Origin of the sequence: Paenibacillus mesophilus (assembly GCF_005938385.1) — a bacterium.
Classification (GTDB): domain Bacteria; phylum Bacillota; class Bacilli; order Paenibacillales; family NBRC-103111; genus Paenibacillus_AB; species Paenibacillus_AB mesophilus.
The window spans coordinates 17083-34036 of the sequence record NZ_VCRA01000038.1 but is presented as its reverse complement, the minus strand read 5'-3'; the positions used below and the strand labels follow the sequence as shown (position 1 = coordinate 34036).

Annotated in this window: 18 protein-coding genes; 13 read left to right on the top strand and 5 right to left on the bottom strand. The window is 55.6% G+C overall.

Features of this window, described 5'->3' with window-relative positions:
• Positions 1 to 26: 26 nt before the first annotated feature.
• The gene (locus tag FE783_RS38500) at positions 27 to 152 is read right to left on the bottom strand and encodes a sporulation protein YjcZ (protein ID WP_138883802.1); all 126 of its coding nucleotides are present in this window, start codon (positions 150 to 152) and stop codon (positions 27 to 29) included.
• A 149-nt stretch (positions 153 to 301) separates the two neighbouring features.
• Between FE783_RS38500 and FE783_RS33765 the strand changes: the two genes are divergently transcribed.
• The 7 genes from FE783_RS33765 (at position 302) to FE783_RS33735 (ending at position 7633) form a co-directional block, all read left to right on the top strand.
• Positions 302 to 2254, top strand: coding sequence for a TOMM precursor leader peptide-binding protein (locus tag FE783_RS33765; protein ID WP_138883801.1), 1953 nt, complete (start codon positions 302 to 304; stop codon positions 2252 to 2254).
• 248 nt (positions 2255 to 2502) lie between these two features.
• Positions 2503 to 3195, top strand: coding sequence for a response regulator transcription factor (locus FE783_RS33760; RefSeq protein WP_138883800.1), 693 nt, complete (start codon positions 2503 to 2505; stop codon positions 3193 to 3195).
• Positions 3192 to 4319, top strand: coding sequence for a sensor histidine kinase (locus tag FE783_RS33755; protein ID WP_138883799.1), 1128 nt, complete (start codon positions 3192 to 3194; stop codon positions 4317 to 4319). The genes FE783_RS33760 and FE783_RS33755 overlap by 4 nt, the downstream gene beginning before the upstream one ends.
• 227 nt (positions 4320 to 4546) lie before the next feature.
• Positions 4547 to 5293 (top strand): SDR family NAD(P)-dependent oxidoreductase, encoded by a 747-nt coding sequence (locus FE783_RS33750; RefSeq protein ID WP_138883798.1) that lies wholly within the window; start codon positions 4547 to 4549, stop codon positions 5291 to 5293.
• Positions 5290 to 6072: a creatininase family protein gene (locus FE783_RS33745; protein ID WP_138883797.1), complete on the top strand. Its 783-nt coding sequence runs from the start codon at positions 5290 to 5292 to the stop codon at positions 6070 to 6072. The genes FE783_RS33750 and FE783_RS33745 overlap by 4 nt, the downstream gene beginning before the upstream one ends.
• On the top strand, positions 6069 to 7211 hold the full coding sequence (locus tag FE783_RS33740) for a hypothetical protein (protein WP_202916307.1): 1143 nt from the start codon (positions 6069 to 6071) through the stop codon (positions 7209 to 7211). Before FE783_RS33745 ends, FE783_RS33740 begins: the two co-directional genes overlap by 4 nt.
• Complete coding sequence (locus tag FE783_RS33735) at positions 7208 to 7633, top strand: RidA family protein (protein WP_238403348.1); 426 nt, start codon at positions 7208 to 7210, stop codon at positions 7631 to 7633. Before FE783_RS33740 ends, FE783_RS33735 begins: the two co-directional genes overlap by 4 nt.
• Positions 7634 to 7740: 107 nt before the next feature.
• Here FE783_RS33735 and FE783_RS33730 read toward each other — a convergent pair whose 3' ends face one another.
• Complete coding sequence (locus FE783_RS33730; RefSeq protein ID WP_138883796.1) at positions 7741 to 8319, bottom strand: hypothetical protein; 579 nt, start codon at positions 8317 to 8319, stop codon at positions 7741 to 7743.
• 526 nt (positions 8320 to 8845) lie between these two features.
• Positions 8846 to 10639, bottom strand: coding sequence for a cyclic nucleotide-binding domain-containing protein (locus tag FE783_RS33725; RefSeq protein ID WP_138883795.1), 1794 nt, complete (start codon positions 10637 to 10639; stop codon positions 8846 to 8848).
• A 177-nt stretch (positions 10640 to 10816) separates the two neighbouring features.
• Here FE783_RS33725 and FE783_RS33720 point away from each other — a divergent pair, with 177 nt between their 5' ends.
• Positions 10817 to 11242: an RNA recognition motif domain-containing protein gene (locus FE783_RS33720; protein WP_202916306.1), complete on the top strand. Its 426-nt coding sequence runs from the start codon at positions 10817 to 10819 to the stop codon at positions 11240 to 11242.
• A 158-nt stretch (positions 11243 to 11400) separates the two neighbouring features.
• Here FE783_RS33720 and FE783_RS33715 read toward each other — a convergent pair whose 3' ends face one another.
• On the bottom strand, positions 11401 to 11997 hold the full coding sequence (locus FE783_RS33715; protein WP_138883794.1) for a TetR/AcrR family transcriptional regulator: 597 nt from the start codon (positions 11995 to 11997) through the stop codon (positions 11401 to 11403).
• Between the two features lie 163 nt (positions 11998 to 12160).
• Between FE783_RS33715 and FE783_RS33710 the strand changes: the two genes are divergently transcribed.
• From FE783_RS33710 to FE783_RS33695, 4 genes are all read left to right on the top strand, one after another.
• Positions 12161 to 12724, top strand: a complete 564-nt coding sequence (locus tag FE783_RS33710) for a hypothetical protein (protein WP_138883793.1) — start codon at positions 12161 to 12163, stop codon at positions 12722 to 12724.
• On the top strand, positions 12721 to 13356 hold the full coding sequence (locus FE783_RS33705; protein WP_138883792.1) for a GNAT family N-acetyltransferase: 636 nt from the start codon (positions 12721 to 12723) through the stop codon (positions 13354 to 13356). The genes FE783_RS33710 and FE783_RS33705 overlap by 4 nt, the downstream gene beginning before the upstream one ends.
• A gap of 201 nt (positions 13357 to 13557) precedes the next feature.
• On the top strand, positions 13558 to 14355 hold the full coding sequence (locus FE783_RS33700; RefSeq protein ID WP_138883791.1) for an RNA polymerase sigma factor: 798 nt from the start codon (positions 13558 to 13560) through the stop codon (positions 14353 to 14355).
• A 24-nt stretch (positions 14356 to 14379) separates the two neighbouring features.
• Positions 14380 to 15402, top strand: coding sequence for a hypothetical protein (locus FE783_RS33695; RefSeq protein ID WP_138883790.1), 1023 nt, complete (start codon positions 14380 to 14382; stop codon positions 15400 to 15402).
• Between the two features lie 152 nt (positions 15403 to 15554).
• On the opposite strand, the gene FE783_RS38765 is transcribed toward FE783_RS33695, so the two are convergent.
• Positions 15555 to 15854, bottom strand: coding sequence for a CDGSH iron-sulfur domain-containing protein (locus FE783_RS38765; protein ID WP_138883789.1), 300 nt, complete (start codon positions 15852 to 15854; stop codon positions 15555 to 15557).
• Between the two features lie 81 nt (positions 15855 to 15935).
• Here FE783_RS38765 and FE783_RS33685 point away from each other — a divergent pair, with 81 nt between their 5' ends.
• Complete coding sequence (locus FE783_RS33685) at positions 15936 to 16904, top strand: RNA-guided endonuclease InsQ/TnpB family protein (protein ID WP_238403350.1); 969 nt, start codon at positions 15936 to 15938, stop codon at positions 16902 to 16904.
• Positions 16905 to 16954 lie beyond the last annotated feature (50 nt).

The window sequence follows — 16954 nt, the reverse complement described above, 5'->3', positions numbered from 1 at the left end:
TGCTTTGAGCCGATGCGCACGAGGAATTAAATAAATGCCCTCGAAACGATGACCAGCAGGATGAAGAGAACAAGGATTACGCCTGTGCTGGTAAATGCGCCGAAGCCTCCACAGCTACCTCCGCAACTGAAGCCCCCCAACAAACCGGACATTGTTGTCACCTCCTTGTTCTACAGGATGACTACATCAGACATTGTATGATCGCAAATCAAAATGGCTTGGGTGATTGGTCAGAAATGGCTCCTGTCACGATAAGCTCCCCTATTTATCCGTGCGGGCTGCCAAGACAGGAGGTTAGCCGGTGACAAAAACCGTGTCGGTAATCGGCGAAGGAATGATTGCGGCTATTGTAAGCAAAACATTGTCCGACCGATTCGAGGTCGTATGCCAGTCCGAACTCGCCTTGAATGTACCGGAATCGGCGGAACTGATTATAGTGGTTTACGATGAAGAACGATCTTCCGACTATATCGATGCGGGAGAAGTGTTGGGGCGGACCGGGATCCCGTGGCTGCGCGGCTTTACTTGCCGTGACGAAGGGTTCGTGGGACCATTGGTTCGCCCCGGCATACCGGGCTGCTCCCTATGCGCGGATAATCGTCGTCTGCTGGCGGGGCACCGTCCCGAGGAAAGTCCGGATTTGCCGCATGGCGGCCGGTTTGCTCCCGCGGCCTCCCGCGGAAGCGGTGCGTCGATTCCGGGACTTCGGCACATGGCGCACATGCTGACGGCGGAGGCGGAGAGCGTGCTGCAAGGCTCCGAGTCCCGTCTGCAGGAGCATATGTATATCATGGATCTAACCACGTTGGCCAGTTCGCGCCACTTTATTTTGCCCGACCCGTTATGTCCGGAGTGCGGCTCATTGCCCGACGATTCCTCGCAGGACGCCCGTATTGCTTTGCAGCCGAGACCGAAGGCGAACAGGGCCGGTTACCGAAGTCGTCCGCTCGCAAGCATGAAGACGGCCGTCGAACCTTACTTCGATTCAAGAACGGGCTTGATGAACGATAAAATGCACGACCTCGTATCGCCGTTTGCCTCCGTAACGATCAACTTGCCTTCGTTCGCGTATGGAAACGAGGTAACGGCGGGTCGAAGCCATTCCTATGCGGAAAGCGAATTAACCGCCATGCTGGAAGGGCTGGAACGGCACTGCGGTCAGGCTCCAAGCGGAAAAAGAACCGTAGTACGCGAAAGCTTTCATCAGATAGCCCACGTTGCGCTCGATCCTGTCCATACAGGGTTATATTCGAAAGAGCAGTACGAGCTGCCCGATTTTCCGTTCCAGCCGTATGATCCCGACACCGAGATCGATTGGATATGGGGATATTCGTTTTTGCGGGAGCGCCCGATTCTGGTTCCGGAGACTCTCGCTTATTACAGCTCGGGCTTCGGAGGCGGATTCGTACAGGAAGGCTCGAACGGCTGCGCGATAGGCGGAAGCTTGGAGGAGGCGATCCTTTACGGTATTCTGGAAGTCGCAGAGCGCGACGCATTTCTGATGACCTGGTATGCCAGGCTGCCGCTCCCCCGTCTGGACCTCCATTCCGCCGGCGACTTGGAACTGCTGCTGATGGTAGAAAGGCTGCGCGCCGCGGCCGGCTACGATGTACATTTGTTCAACATGACGATGGAGAACGGAATCCCCGGCATTTGGGCATTGGCGAAAAACGTCGGAACCCCCGGGAGGATGAATCTCATTTGTGCGGCCGGAGCCCATCCGGACCCGGTACGGGCGGCGAAAAGCGCCATACACGAATTGGCGGGCATGCTGCCCGTCCTGCAAGAAATGTTCGGGAATACCCGCGAGGGGATAGAGAGCATGTACGACGATCCGTCCTTGGTACGGAATATGCCGGACCATGCCCTGTTGTACGGTTTGCCGCAAGCGGAGGAACGACTTCGGTTTCTGCTGGATACGAATCGTCCGTTACAGAAGTTTCATGAGGCGCTTGGAATGCGTGCGGCTGCCGCTCATGCCGACTTGACCGACGATCTGAAGGACCTTCTGCATCGATTTCGCCAATTGAGGCTCGATGTGATTGTAGTGGATCAGTCTTCGCCGGAAATCGCGCGAAACGGCCTGCATTGCGTAAAGGTGCTTATACCGGGTATGCTGCCGATGACGTTCGGAAGTCACCTTGCCCGATTAACCGGACTGGAGAGAGTGCACAGAGTCCCGATGGAGCTGGGTTATGCGGACCGGCCTTTGACGGCAGAGCAGCTGAATCCGTACCCTCATCCTTTTATATGAGAATCGATTCTCCGCGACCTATGAGTCCCGGACATTCTTTGGTTCACAATAAGCGGCGGTTCCTTCACTCGTTCCCGTAAACGAGCGGGGCGCAGCCGCTTCACGAAATCGAGCTCACCGGGGATTCGGCTGGACAAGCTCTCGTAGTCTGGAATTTAAAGCGATCGATCGGCTGCGTCGCGCTGTGGTACAATCGATTTATTACAACGATCGGCGTTCCCGAAATGTGACAGGAAAGGTGGCCTCTCATGAAGACGGTTCTGGTAGTGGACGATGAAGAGAAGATCAGGGACGTTGTCGCCTCTTATCTGAAGAAGGAAGGATTTGCGACGGTGGAAGCGGCTGCGGGAAACGAAGCTTTGCTGCTTGTGCAAAACCGGCCCGTCGATCTCGTCATTCTGGATCTCATGCTGCCGGATATGGACGGGGAGTCGGTATGCCAGGCGATTCGCCGGCTCAGCTCGGTCCCGATTCTGATGCTGACCGCCAAAGTGTCGGAAAGCAACCGGATCAAAGGTTTGTCGATCGGTGCGGACGACTATTTGATCAAGCCGTTCGACCCGCGCGAAGTGGTGGCCCGGGTCCGGGCTATTTTGCGCCGTTCGGACGAAAGTCAGCTGCTGGCCGACCGGTTGTCCTTCCGGGACGGACACCTGGAGATCGATTCGTTGAAGCATGCGGTGTCTCGCCACGGCGAGCCGATCAAATTAACGCCGAATGAATACAAGCTGCTGCTGGCTCTGGCCAAATACCCGCAAAGGCACTTCACTCGCGAGGAACTGGTCGTCAAGGTGCTAGGTTACGAATTCGGCGGCGATGACCGGGCGATCGACCAGCATGTGAAAAACATCCGGCTCAAAATCGAGGCGGACCCGAAAAATCCCAAGTATATCATTACCGTTTACGGCTCCGGTTACCGGTTTGCGGGCGGTGACCCATGAACAGGCGGCTGCATGCACGGCTTGCTTTCATCATCATCGCCACGGCCACCTGCATTTTGTTCATTTCGACGGTAAGCGTCATTGTGGCGACGCACTATCATATATCGATGTTTCATGAACAAGCTGCGGGGATGAGTCAGGACATTTCTCGATTGGAGTATCATTTGGAGCAGGCTCTTGTTCAGTCGATCGTATGGACATTTGCCGGCTCGCTTCTCCTGGCGGTTCTGATAGGACTGTATATCGCGAAACGGATTTCCAGGCCGCTGGTGGGCATGAAGCAGGTGGCGGAAAAAATGTCGGACGGCCAGTTGGACGCCAGAGTCTCTATTGCCGGCAAGGATGAGCTTGCGGAATTGGGAGCGTCGCTGAACGATTTGGCCGAACAGCTGCAGAAGCAGGAACAGCTCCGGGTCACCATGACCGAAGATATCGCCCACGAGCTCCGCACTCCGCTTGCCACCCTCAAAAGCCATATGCGGGCATTTGAAGACGGCATTTGGGAACCGACCCCCGAGCGGATCCACTCCTGCTATGAGGAAATCGAGCGGCTGGCGAATTTGGTAGCCGAGCTGGAAGATTTGACTCACGTGGAATCGCCCGCCTTTCGACTGGAGAGGCAGGAGCATTCGCTCGCATCCATTATAGAGCAAGGGACAGGCTTGCTCGCCGCGGCTTATATGGAGAAAAAAGTCGGGCTATCCTTCCGCTGCAGTCCGGACATTCGCCTGTTCGCGGACCGGAGTCGGATGATTCAAATATTGGTCAACCTGCTGAGCAATGCCCTGAGGTTCACTCCGGTCAACGGAACCGTGCGGATCGAAGCGGTAGAGGAACGGCAAAGCGTGCTGATTGCGATACGGGACTCGGGCAGCGGAATTGCGCGGGAAGATTTGCCTTATATTTTCGAACGGTTTTACCGGGGGGACAAGTCGCGCAACCGGAGAACCGGCGGCAGCGGCTTGGGGCTTACGATCGTCAAGCGGCTCGTCACCGCTCACGGGGGGCAAATATGGGCGGAAAGCAATCCCGGCACGACGTTCTGCATTCGGCTGCCGGGAAGCGGTTCGATTGTGCCGCATAGTGCGACCGCGACCGCCGATTCGTACGAAGCCGGACCCTAATGAAGCATTGACGGCGGTGGCGTAAATAAATTGAAAGAAAGTAACGTGATTGAGCCGCTTCGGTGCTGTGGAGCGGTTCTTTTTGTTCGTTTCCTATACATGAATCATTTCACGTAAATGAATTAAATGCTTGAAATTCAATATGGAACGGGTTACCATGGAGATGAAAAAAAGGGTTGGGAAACGATAAAGGCAGTCAAAGTGGAGCAAGAGTGGGAGTGGGGAACATGCTGCAAGGGAAAACGATAGTGATCACGGGTGCTCTCGGCATGCTGGGCCGATCCGCCGTGCCGATGTTTCTGCGTCACGGGGCGAACGTGATCGGCTGCGACATCGTGCCGCTGGAGAAGTCTCCGGACATCCAAGCCGTGGCCGAGCAATACGGCGACAGCCGGTTTATGTTCATGCAGGCCGACGCGTCCGACGAAGAACAGGTGAAGGCGCTGATCGATGCGGTCGACAGCCGGTTCGGGCGTTTGGACGGCGCTTATTTCAACGCGTACACGAATGTGTGGAAGCCGTTATTGGACCTGTCGCTTCAGGAATGGGAGCGGACGATCGCCGGGACGCTGACATCGGCGTTTCTGTGCTGCAAATACGCTGTTCCGCTCATGATCCGCTCGGGCGGGGGTTCGATCGTCAACACTTCGTCCGTACTCGGTCATGTGCCGAAAAGCGGCTGTCTCGGCTACGGTGCGGGCAAAGCAGGGGTCAACCAGCTGACCCGGGTTATCGCGAAAGACTACGCCCGCTATGGCATACGGGCGAACGCCTTGCTGCCCGGCGATTTCAAATCGCCCGAGAAGCTTGCGATGATGTCGGAGAAATCGAAAGAGCTGATCGGGCAGGAGACGCTGCTCGGCCGCAGCGGCAGTACGGACGAGATCAATCAAGTAGCGGCGTTTCTGCTGTCGGACGCTTCGTCCTATGTGACAGGATCGCTGTATTCGGTAGACGGGGGGTTCCGTATATGAAATCGATTCGCATGCACGAGCATACGCGGGAAGAGATCGGCGAATTCGCCCGTTCGGGGGGCGCAGTAGTCGTCGCACTCGCCGCCACCGAGCAGCACGGCCCGCACCTTCCGGTTTATACGGACACGCTGATCGCAGGCCATGTTGCCGAGGAATCGGTCCGGCTGGCCGGGCAGTCCGTACCGGTGCTGCTCGCTCCGGTGCTGCCGATCGGTTGCTCCGAGCACCATTTATCGTTTGGCGGTACGATTTCTTTATCGCCGATGACTTATTTTCAAGTGCTGCGCGACATCGGGGAAAGTCTCGTCAAGGACGGCTTCCGCAAAATCATTTTCCTGAACGGCCATGGCGGCAATGAGCCGATGATGCAGCAGATCGCGAACGATATGGCGGTACGCCATCCGATCTGGACCGCCGCGGCCTCGTACTGGTCGCTTGCGCGGGACAGTCTGCAGCAGATCGGGGCAAGCGAGGTCGGACCGGTGCCCGGGCATGCAGGCGGTTTCGAGACGTCCGCGATTATGGCGCTTGCCCCCGGTCTCGTCCGCGAAGACCGGATCGGCGCTTCCCACCCGGAGCGGGACTGGATTTTCGCCGGGCCGCCGGGGGCGTTCGTCGGACGCCATGGCGAGCTGACCGGCTGCGACGGGTATACGGATGCTCCGACCCGGGCGACGGCGGACAAAGGTCGGCTGTATTTGCAGACGATTACCGAAAGCGTATCCGCGTGGATCGTCCGCACCGTACAGGCGATGGAGAGAGGGGAGGGGCAGCTGTGAGCGAAGGCGGGCAAGGGCAAGCGATTCCGCAAGCCAACCGGAAAAAGGTGGCGGTCATCGTCACGGAATACCGGTTCAATTCGCACGCGGACGTCATTCTGGGGCGGCTGCTCGGCGACTTCGATTACGAGCCGGTGCTGGACGTAGCGTCGATCTATACGGATCAGGTGCCGGACAACGACATGAGCCGGGATATGGCCGCGCGCCGCGGCGTTCCGATCTATCCGACGATCGCGGAAGCGGTGAAGGCGCCTCATCTGGACGCGCCGATCGACGGTGTCATCATTATCGGCGAGCACGGGAATTACCCGGTCAACGAGAAAGGCCAGAAAATGTATCCCCGCTGCCGGCTGCTCCGGGAGACGCTGGCGGCGCTTGACGAGGCCGGCTTACGTGTGCCGATTTTCTCCGACAAGCATTTGTCCTACGATCTGGATGAGGCGGAATGGATGTACACCCAGCTGAAGCGACGGAACATCCCGTTTATGGGCGGCTCTTCGATCCCGCATACGCCCTCGGTCCCGGCGTACGACCCGGCTTTGCTCGCCACGGCGCGGGAATGGCTTGTCGTAAGCTATTCCACTTCGGTGGAAGCTTACGGCTATCACGGGCTCGAAGTGCTTCAATCGATCGCCGAATGCCGTCGCGGCGGAGAGACGGGAGTCCGCACCGTATGGGCGGTGGAAGGCGAGGAAGTTTGGAAGGCGATGGACCGGGGCGAGTGGCCCGAAGATTTGATGCTTCAGGCGCTGGGCGGTTATCCCGATCTCCGTCCGGGTCATCCCCGCGAGCTGCAGCCTTCCGGTACGGTATTGTTCGCCGTCGAATACGAGGATGGAACGAGGGGGTACGTCATCCAGTTTCCGAACCTTGTCGACCAATGGGGCTATGCGTTCCGGTCCGACGACGGCGTAACGGTCGCGCTCTGCGACAGCGAGAAGAAGCGCCCGTTCGGCCATTTCGAACGGCTGACCCGGATGATTGAAGCGTTCGTGACGAGCGGCCGGCCTCCTTTTCCGATGGAGCGGATTCTGATGAGCACCGGGCTGACCGGATACGGGATGAAATCGCTGTACTTGAACAAACCGGTCGATGCGCCGCTGCTGCGGTTCGCCTACAGCCGGAACGGCGGGGGGTGAGCGATTCGGGGATGAGTATGGAGGAGCGGAATTTCAATCAGCCTGCGCCGGACCGCGTCTTGAACCGGCCGCCGTTCTCTACGGCCGTGCGCAGCGGGAGCAACGTATACATATCCGGCCAAGGGGGCATCGATCTTGAGGCGAAAGCGGTGGCCGGTCCGGACCTGAAGACGCAAGTGGAATTTACGATGCGCAATCTCGAGCGGGCTCTCGCCAAGGCGGAGCTGACGCTGTCGGATGTCGTGCAGGCGACGGTATATTTGTCGGACCGCAGCTTGTACGCGCCGTTCAACGAGCTGTACCGGGACTACTTCCGGCAGCCTTATCCGGCGCGGACGGTCGTCTATTGCGAGCTGAACTACGGGCTGTTGGTCGAGATCGATGTCATCGCCACGACTGACGCGGATAAGCAGTACTATTGAGAGACGGTCGAGAAAGTGTGCAAAGAGAGGAAGCGCCGGAGGCGTGAGGACAAGCGGAACTTAGCAGTTCCGCTTGTTCGCGTTATATGCCCTTGCAGACCCGTCGGTCATTTGCCGCTTTTATGGCGCCGCCTCACGAACGTATAAACAATGGCGGGCCCGATCACGACAACGGATAAGCCTAATCCCGTCAAAATAGCGCCTCTCACCCAGCCGCCGTCGTCTTCCAATGCGGCGTTCGGTTTATACCCCGCGCCCAAAGCGGCCAGCTCTTCTCCCGCAGACGAAAGAGGCTTCGTTCGCGTGCAAATGCCCGTCTCCAACCGGTCCGAACTCCCATGGGCAAATACGATGTAAGACTGGTTGACGGCAAATCCTTCGTAACCGCAGCTTGCCGAGCTGAGCGCCGTGTATACGGTCGTTTCGGAGCGAAGCTCCCCCTTCCATACATCGGTTACTTCAAACGTCACTTCAACCGGATCGGCGGACGAGCGGAACAACAAGCCTTGCGGCTTGTATACGCTTTTCACTTTTCCCGCGAAGACAGCGGTTTTCCGGTTCAAATCGTCCTGCACAGGCATCGGCCCCGCGCAGGAGCAGGCATGGACTACGGCCGGCTTCGCGAATAGCCATCCGCCGATCGCGAGCAGGCAGCAGAGGAACAATGCGGCCGTTCGTTTCCCCATTAGGATCACCTCTGCTACTAGACGCGCCGAACCTCTAATATGTTCCAGCTGTCAACCGGAGAGGGGAAGCTTTTTTATCGTTTTTGAAAAGGCTTCGATCAGTAGCTTTTCTTTTAATCCATCAGAATGTTTAAGTTCTTTAACGAACTAAAGTGAATGGGTAACCCTTGGCTTGAACGAACCAAACTTCACTAATACTGAACTCTATTGCGCTATTCGCCCACTAGATGGTCGAATACAGCGAATAACGAACCCCATTTCACTATTACCAAACTTAAGTTCAGTAATAGTTACTCTAGGTTCATTGTTCCTTCAATTACCGAGAAGTGGAGCCAAAAAGCGCAGAGAAGTTCACTAATAAACAAATTTGGATCATTAATGACGAAGAGCCGTAACTCCACTCTCCCAACGCACTAACGTTTGGTTTGCATGACCGTCCGGGTGTTTTACCCGGACGTTTTTCTTATGGTAATCGGATAATGGCACCTGTGCGCCGAATGGCTCTTGCCGGTAGCCATACGGTACTTCACACACTAAGTGCTTGCCCGCACCTGGCGCAATACACGGTCCCAGGAGGGGAGAGCGTGCCGCACCCATGGCAATGAAGTTCTCTAGCCATATCCGGATCAGCCATAGAGGTCATATGCTCGCGTTCAGGATTGATAAGGAGAAGAGCCCGAGTTTCTTCTTGGGTGCCTTGACGAATTAACCGGCGTAACAGCCATATGCCGCATACCCCGACTGCCAGCTGCCCGATGAACCCTATGATGCCGCGATTCGAAGCCATATTCCACGCGGAATGCAATAGGACGGCTTCTGCCATATAGACAAGCGCTATTCCATAGAGTCGATGACGATTGCTTCCCTTGACTCTGCGCTGCAACCGCCACCAGCCGACGGCCATTAGCCCAGTCCAAATCCCGTGGCCGAAAGGGGAGAGCAGCGTGCGCACCCATAAAACGGCTAGCAAGCTCGACGTAGAATCTATTCGGGCCAACCCGTAAAGCGCACTCTCCAGACTGGCGAATCCCATTCCGGCTGCAACTCCGAAGACGACCGCATCCGTAAGGAAGCGCATGTTTCTCGCTCGGAACACGACCAGGAGCGGAAGTAGTTTGCTCAATTCCTCGATCACGGCTATCAAGAATGGAATGGTGAAACCCTGGAGTCCTCCGGAGGCAATCCCACCTGTGAATACGAATCGGGTTTCCAGCCACCACGCAAGGGGGACCGCGATCCCGGCTGCAAAGGCAAAAGCCGCGGCCAACCGCCTTGGGTGAAATTGAAGCAATTGGGAATCGCGTACATAAGCAACGAAGGCCACAGGTCCGACGAACGCTCCAATGAACAGTACGGCAATCTGCAGCGGCTGCCATCCGATCCATAAAGCGAGCAATGTAAATAGGACGAATAACGCCAAACCGCCGAACATCACCTGCAACCATTGGTTCCGCCAGGACAGCGGCTGATGCAGGGAATCGACGGTATACGAGCTGTTCCGTTGATCGCTTGCCGCGGACACGTGATCAACGGCGTGCGGCTGGCGCACATGGGCAATTTCTTGAATTTGAGCCCGGATTTGCTCGGATTCACGAACGGCATGATGAAAATGTTCACGTGACAGAGCCAACAGTTCGCCGTCGGTTACCGCCTGAACCGTGGAGGTGCGGGGGATATTGGCGAGAAGAGCGATCTCGCCAAAGAAATCGCCAGGACCGAGCACAGCCGCTCGCTTACCGTTCTGCCATACCTCGTACTTGCCCCGGATAATCATATAAAAAGCGTCCCCCGCTTCCCCTTCACGGACAATGGAAGCACCTGCCAACACGGGTAAAGGGGTTGCAGCTTCGGCCAAGCGGCGTAATTGTTCATCAGGAAGCCCGGACCAGATGGACATTTTGCGGAGGTTGCCGTGCGTGGAACGCTGCCGGATCAACCGTTCCAATCGCGAATGGAACGCCGGGCAGCTTTCTGCCAAGGCATGAAAGGATGTCCGGTCGAACCCCAAAGCAAGTCCATCCGTTAACGCAGCGACCGAAGCCGTCCTGCGCTCATTTCGGATCAGAGCCATTTCACCTATAAGCGCTCCCGGTTCGAGTTTTGCTAAACGAATTCGAAGTCCGATCAAGTTTCTTGCGTATACCTCGACCTCGCCCGTCATGATCCAATAGCAGTTGTCTCCGGCTTCTCCTTCCCTAAGCAAAACGTCGCCCGTTTTAAATTCGTAGTAGCGCATATGCTTTGCGGCATCAGTCAACTGATCGGGCGGCAAGTCCGTCGTCAGAGGATGTTCTTGTAAAAAAACGAGTGGTGTCAGCAAGGCGTCCCGCCTCTTTCCGAATACGCTATATATGTTCCAATTGTACCGACTCCACTTCCGGCTGAGCAAGATGCGCAGAGAAAAATCGCATTTTTTTTGGAAATGTGTTGCATGCCACGGAATTTTATAGTTGGATACGTTATATTTGAGGTGACAAATCGATTTTGGGGGTAGAAAATGAATCGGAACGCCATTTTAACGGCTTGCGGTACTTTTGTAATTGGAGTATTGGCAGGCGTGCTGGTGATGACCAATGACGGAGCGCACGAAGCTATCAACCAAGCGCTGTACGGCGGTACAAGCAATGCGGTGGGGAGAGCCGATCAACGATCAGGGACCGTTACACTTGAAATTGGCAATCTCCCTTGGGCTGTCACCAATGAGGACCTCGGTATGAAGGTTCGCGAGTATGCTGAAGTTATTTCCGCGAGAATCGCTACGGACCGTGAGACGGGTCGCTCACGCGGCTTTGGTTATGTAGAGGTGCCTGCCGATGCTGCCCAAAGGGTTATCCAGGCTCTAAACGGTTTCGAGTGGGGCGGCAGAAGTTTGACGGTTAAAGAAGCCGAGCGCAGAACATCCAGCAACCCGAGGTTTCGATAAAACATACCTTTCAAGGCCGCAGCCGCCGACATCCTTGTCGGCGGCTTTTCCTTGTTCAGCAAACGATCTCGGCTGAATGGCTTGGCTTGATGGCAAAGGAAGATTTCAGGGCAAGGACTCCGTTAATCGAGTGGCAATGGAATGTATGCAGACCGAGCTTAATTCTGCCGCTGCCCGGCCAGTCCATAGAAGAACAGCTCCAGCAGCTGATCGATGCTCAGCGTCAGACGCTCCCGCCCGGATGATTCCCAATGCCGGGCCAGCTCATTTTTGTACATGGAGAAATAGAGCATCGCCGTCTCTTCCGTCACATCCGGATGAATGCAGCCTTCCTGCTTCCCGAGCGCGACAAATCTCATAAAAAAGCGCATAATTTTCTGCTCGCTGTAGCTCTCTATCCTTTGCATCAGCCCGTTCCATTCAGTGGAGGGGGCTTTTTGAAGCTCCTCGGACAACAGGTTCAAGTTATGGGCTTCCCGCAGCATAATTTCCTTCGCTTTCTCGGGAAAGGAGAGCCCGGAATCCAGGATGCTTTCATACTGCTCCAGCTGCTTGTCCATCCAATTCATAAGCATATCGGCATAGAGCTGTTCTTTCGTCCCGAAGTAGTTATAGATGGTAGCGGGCGAAACGTTCGCCTTCTGCGCGATTTCGTTCACGCTCACTTTATGGAACCCGTGTTTGGCAAATAACTGAAACGATTCGTCGTAAATCCGGTCGATTTTTTTCTGCTTCCGTCGTTCATAGCCGTTCATCCGCTTCACCTCTCTACTAGTGTAACTGAAGTTTTGTAGTAATTCAATGTGATGAGTATAAAACTATTGAAGGTTTCGATGGATCGGACTATAATAGTTTTGTAGTGAAATCATACAATATATACAAAACTTCTTGTAAACCTATGTATGGGAGTGTGCCGAAATGAAACCGATCCGGATTCCTTCTTTCCTGCATGACGTTTTTGGCGAAAAGCAAAGTGTCGCCTCTATCGTGTCCATCCTGCTGTTCGGCGGACTGCTGACCACCGCGCTGTACGTAATTTTCCCTGAGCTTGCGGACGACGTGCCGGTATGGCGCACCGCTCTGGCGTTGCTGTTGATATTCGATATTTGCTCCGGCTGCATCGCCAATTTCACGGTTTCGACGAGCAACTTCTATGCGGCCCGGACTACGAATCGGATCGTATTTATCGCGATACACTTTCATATCGTGCTTGTGGCGCTGCTCTTGCATACGGCTATTTGGTACTCGGCAGCGGTATGGGCTTATACGATTACGGGAGCTTTCATTGTCAATGCGCTGATCGGGAAGCGGCAGCAGTTGTTCGTTGCCGGCTTGCTTTTGTCCGCCGGTTTAAGCTGGATGCCGATGATACCGGGCGTACCGCCCTACATGCTCATCGTCTGCACGTTGTTTATGCTAAAAGTGCTGTTCAGCTTCGCGGTCGATCACTACGGCAAAGGATTCTCGGGTGACGAACGATGAGCGCTCCGTTTACGATATCCAAGTTGAAGCGTTCGGATAGGCCGATGTTCGTATCGCTGATGAGCCGGGCTTTTGCCCGGGATCCTTTGTTCCTGCACGTATTCGGCGATTCCGACCGCGATGCGAAGGCGCGGAAGGAGGTGGAGGCTTTCGTCTCCTTTATGTTCGATAAAAGCTTGAAGCTCCATGAAGAAGCGTGGGGCTTGTTCGATCAGGATCGATTGCTCGGCGCATATATCGTAGAGAAGCCGGCTGCAGGCAGGCTACGGAAAATGTTGGAGGGATTTTGGCTTGGGGGAAGGTTGATCTCTTTGCTTTTCCACATATCCGGCAAAGCTCTAAACCAGCTTAATTCCTATATGGGAGTCACAAGAGCGGCGGCTCCCCGCTTGCCGCATCATTATCTGATCATGATAGGCGTCAAGCCGGAGGCACAAGGCAAAGGGATAGGCAAAGCTCTGCTGCAACATCTGCTGGATTCGGCAGCCTCGGACCCCGGCTCGCATGGAATCGCGCTGGACACGGAGCATCTCCCGAACGTGGATTTGTACCGGAAATTCGGGTTTGCGCTAAGCGCGGAGACGCAAGTTGATCTTTTGCCGGTGTACTGTATGTTCTGTCCGAAAAAGTAATGGCAGCATGGGCCCGCAGATAGGAATAAGAGTCTTTTGAGGTAGCTGCAAAAGACCGTCATTTTCCTCCAGCAGGGAAACTTCCCCTGGTGGTCGAACTAATTGCTGACGATTTGGAAAAAAAATTTTCGAAAACGATGTAAGGTTTTTCTCGTTTCCGGTATCAATATAAGGTCGAGGACGAAAGAGGTGGTGCAGGCCGTGATCGATCGGCGAGCGATCGTAAATGCAGAAGCCGCAATGGAAGTGGAAACGGCAACGGAGCAGCCGGGGGCTGGGGATTCGTTGGAATGGTCGAGAGAGGAGCAACTGGTGGAGAAAGCCCGCGCCGGCGACCGCGAAGCGTTCGGCGAGCTGGTCCGGCGTCACCGCGCCAAGGCGCTGGGCTGGGCGTCGGCGATTTCGCGGGATACGGAGATAGCGGAAGATATCGTCCAGGATGCGCTGATCCGCGCCTTTCTGCACGTAGGCACGCTCTCGGACGCATTCCGGTTCCAGTCGTGGTTCCGGCGCATCGTCCAGAACCAGGCGAATGCCCGCCTGCGGCGAGGGGGGCCGTACGGCAAGGAACGTCCGTTCACGAGCATGGAGGAGCAGACGGCGCCGGCGGATGCGTCTTCGTGGAGCGGCACGGACTGGTGCGACATCGATTCGATTTTGTTTCATTTCAGCCGGTCGTTGAAAGCCCGGCAGTCCGATTCGGATCCGGAAGCGCTGATCGTGCGGCTCGAGCTGATCGAGGGAATCCGCTCGTTGCTGGGGTGTTTGAGCAAGCAGGAGAGGAGCGTATTCGAAGCGCACTTTTTCCGTCAGCTGCCGCCATCCGAAATCGCTTCGCTGCTCGGTACGACCACCTCGAATGTGTATACGCTGCTTTCCCGGTCGCGCAGCAAAGTGCGCAAGGAGCGAATTCAAGTGTACTTCCGCGGCGTCGCCGACGCGATGTCGCGAAACGGCTGCACCATGCGGCGTATTTTGACTCGACCGTTCGATTTCTGATCCGCCATGCAGGGAGGGCTATTATTGAAACAAACACAGGAGCCGGTCCGGCTCACTTGGTCGCCATCCGCTCAAGCGGTATACGGTCTGCTGCAGTATACGGACAAGAAACAGCTGTATTCGCTTGCGGATGTGATGTTCATAACGGGCAATGCGTTCATGATTAACATTCATCCGGTTACGGTATTCGCGGCCGGCCCTACTTTGTTCTCCCCGTTTCAGTTGACGGGGAAAGGGTTGCTGGCGATGGGCTTCGATATCGCGGAGAGCTTCTACAGAATTCCCGCTTCGCCGGAGCAGCTGGAGCAATACGTGCAATTTGTCAAAGAGAGCGTCGACCGCGGGCTGCCGGTCATCGGCTGGGACTTGTTTTGTCCGGAGTTCGGGCTCATTTACGGCTATGACCATCATAAACAGCTGCTGTATGCGCGGGATGCCGAGAAGGACGGCGTCATTCCGTTCGGCGAAATCAACAACAGGAGGTTCATCTGCATCCATGCGACGGCAATTGTCGCATCGGCTCCCGTCGACCCGCTCGATACACTGATCGATTCGCTGCGGAGGGCGCTGCAGTTTTCGAACGAAACGAACCGGCACGTCTCCTCGGAATACCGCCACGGGCTTCCCGGCTACGATGCTTGGATCGAGGCGTTAACGATAAGGCGCATCGACATCCCGAGTCATGCGTACAACCTTGCCGTCTCTTTGGACGGGCGGACGTTCGCAGCGCAATTTTTCTCGGGATTTATGGACACGGTATTCGGCAAGACGCCGTCTGGCGCCGAGTTGGAGCCGCTTGCCGCAGAGGCGGCGCTGCATTACCGCGAGACGGCGGACGCTCTGGCGGAGCTGGCCGAACGGTTCCCTTTCCCCCACGGGGGCGAGCCGAACGATCGCGAGGAGGCGGAATGGGCGATTCCGCGGCTGACCCGGGCGAGAGAAGCGGAGACGAAAGGCGTCGCCGTCATGCAGCGGATGCTGGACCTATTGACGGAACGAAACGGAACTAGGCCAGTCAAGCTCGGGAAATGGACCGGCGGCCGGTAAGAAGCTTAAGGAGATCCAGTTCCATTATTGAAGGAGTAGCACACAAAAAACCGTCCACGGACGGTTTTTTTGTGCGTAATGGTCGCTTTTATTTCCGAATGCCCGGCGATATCCAGTCAATCGATAAATCAAGCAAAGCCATGCCACTGCCATCACTTCGGCGCGCCGGACGCTTCTCTGAAGCCGCATGTTTTGTGCGAGCCGTCGCAGAACGGCTGAGTGTTGGAATGCCGACAGCGGCATAGGGCTACCGTATCGCCGGTAGAGAATGCGGCTCCGCTCCCGTCCACGAGTTCGAACTCTCCTTGAATGACATAAGGACCTTCATCGTACTTCTTAACATCAATCCGAAAGAAGTCCTTTTCCTCTGCAGGGAGGGGATGAATTTCGGTTAGGCGAAGCCTAAATGAACTGTTTTTTTTCGAGATCCCTCGTCTTTTCTCTTGTAACATTTTCTATAGTGGGTTGGAGGATTAGTGGTGAATAGGGTATAATGGGAATATATGTTCCCGTCAGGAGGGATGCATGTGCAAATGACCTTTCAGTTTCGCCTTTATCCGACTTCCGAACAGGAACAACTCATGAATCGAACGCTGGAATTGTGCCGGAAGCTGTACAATAGGGCTAAGGAGCAACGCGAGACCGCCTACAAGCAGGAAGGCAAAACCATCACCTATGCCATGCAGCAGAATGAACTGCCTGCCTTCAAGAAGGAGTTTCCCGAATACAAGAACGTTCACTCGCAGGTACTGCAGGACTGTTTGCAGCGTTTGGATGATGCGTATCAGCGTTTCTTTCGCGGTGAAGCCGGGTACCCCCACTTCAAGTCGGCTGACCGATACGTTTCTTTTACCTACCCGCAACCCGGTGCGGTTGATAAGACGTTTGCCAAACCAGGGTATGTCTATCTTTCCAAAATCGGCGTTGTCAAAATGAATGCCCACCGTCCCTTTGACCCTGCGAACGTGACGCAAATCAATGTGAAACGGTATGTGGACAGGTGGATGGTCAATATCAGTGTGAAAGTGCCTGATGCGGAAGCGGTACAAACGGCGGAATCCGCTGTGGGCATTGATGTCGGGCTGAACACGTTTGCGGCGCTGTCCGATAAAACGAAGGTGGACAACCCCCGGTATTTGCGCAAAGCGGAGAAGCAGCTGAAACGGAAGCAGCAGCAGCTTTCCCGCAAGCAACCTGCTTCCTGCAACCGGAAGAAGGCCAAGCATAAGGTCGCCAAGGCCCACCAGAAAGTCGCGCGGCAGCGAAAAGACTTTTTGCATAAACAATCGCACCGCATCGTACGAGACCATGATCTGATCGCGGTGGAAGAGTTAAAGGTCAGGAACATGGTCCGCAACCGCCGCCTGGCCAAAAGCATTTCGGATGCCGGATGGAGGCGATTTATCACTTATCTGTCTTACAAAGCCAAGAGACAAGGGAAAGACAGAGACATCGTCTCGGCAAAGATCATCTTGCAGCGGGCCTTGGAAATACCAGCTTGATGGACCGAACACCGTAGGGAGGGTTGCCCCCGAACGGGATGCGGAAAGCA

Bases quoted from the DNA above. Each gene is read 5' to 3' on its own strand.
- FE783_RS33745 (WP_138883797.1), top strand. From the start codon at position 5,290: ATGAAATCGATTCGCATGCACGAGCATACGCGGGAAGAGATCGGCGAA.
- FE783_RS33730 (WP_138883796.1), bottom strand. From the start codon at position 8,319: ATGGGGAAACGAACGGCCGCATTGTTCCTCTGCTGCCTGCTCGCGATC.
- FE783_RS33760 (WP_138883800.1), top strand. From the start codon at position 2,503: ATGAAGACGGTTCTGGTAGTGGACGATGAAGAGAAGATCAGGGACGTT.
- FE783_RS38500 (WP_138883802.1), bottom strand. From the start codon at position 152: ATGTCCGGTTTGTTGGGGGGCTTCAGTTGCGGAGGTAGCTGTGGAGGC.
- FE783_RS33715 (WP_138883794.1), bottom strand. From the start codon at position 11,997: ATGAACGGCTATGAACGACGGAAGCAGAAAAAAATCGACCGGATTTAC.
- FE783_RS33750 (WP_138883798.1), top strand. From the start codon at position 4,547: ATGCTGCAAGGGAAAACGATAGTGATCACGGGTGCTCTCGGCATGCTG.
- FE783_RS33755 (WP_138883799.1), top strand. From the start codon at position 3,192: ATGAACAGGCGGCTGCATGCACGGCTTGCTTTCATCATCATCGCCACG.
- FE783_RS33710 (WP_138883793.1), top strand. From the start codon at position 12,161: ATGAAACCGATCCGGATTCCTTCTTTCCTGCATGACGTTTTTGGCGAA.
- FE783_RS33705 (WP_138883792.1), top strand. From the start codon at position 12,721: ATGAGCGCTCCGTTTACGATATCCAAGTTGAAGCGTTCGGATAGGCCG.
- FE783_RS33685 (WP_238403350.1), top strand. From the start codon at position 15,936: ATGACCTTTCAGTTTCGCCTTTATCCGACTTCCGAACAGGAACAACTC.
- FE783_RS33720 (WP_202916306.1), top strand. From the start codon at position 10,817: ATGAATCGGAACGCCATTTTAACGGCTTGCGGTACTTTTGTAATTGGA.
- FE783_RS38765 (WP_138883789.1), bottom strand. From the start codon at position 15,854: ATGTTACAAGAGAAAAGACGAGGGATCTCGAAAAAAAACAGTTCATTT.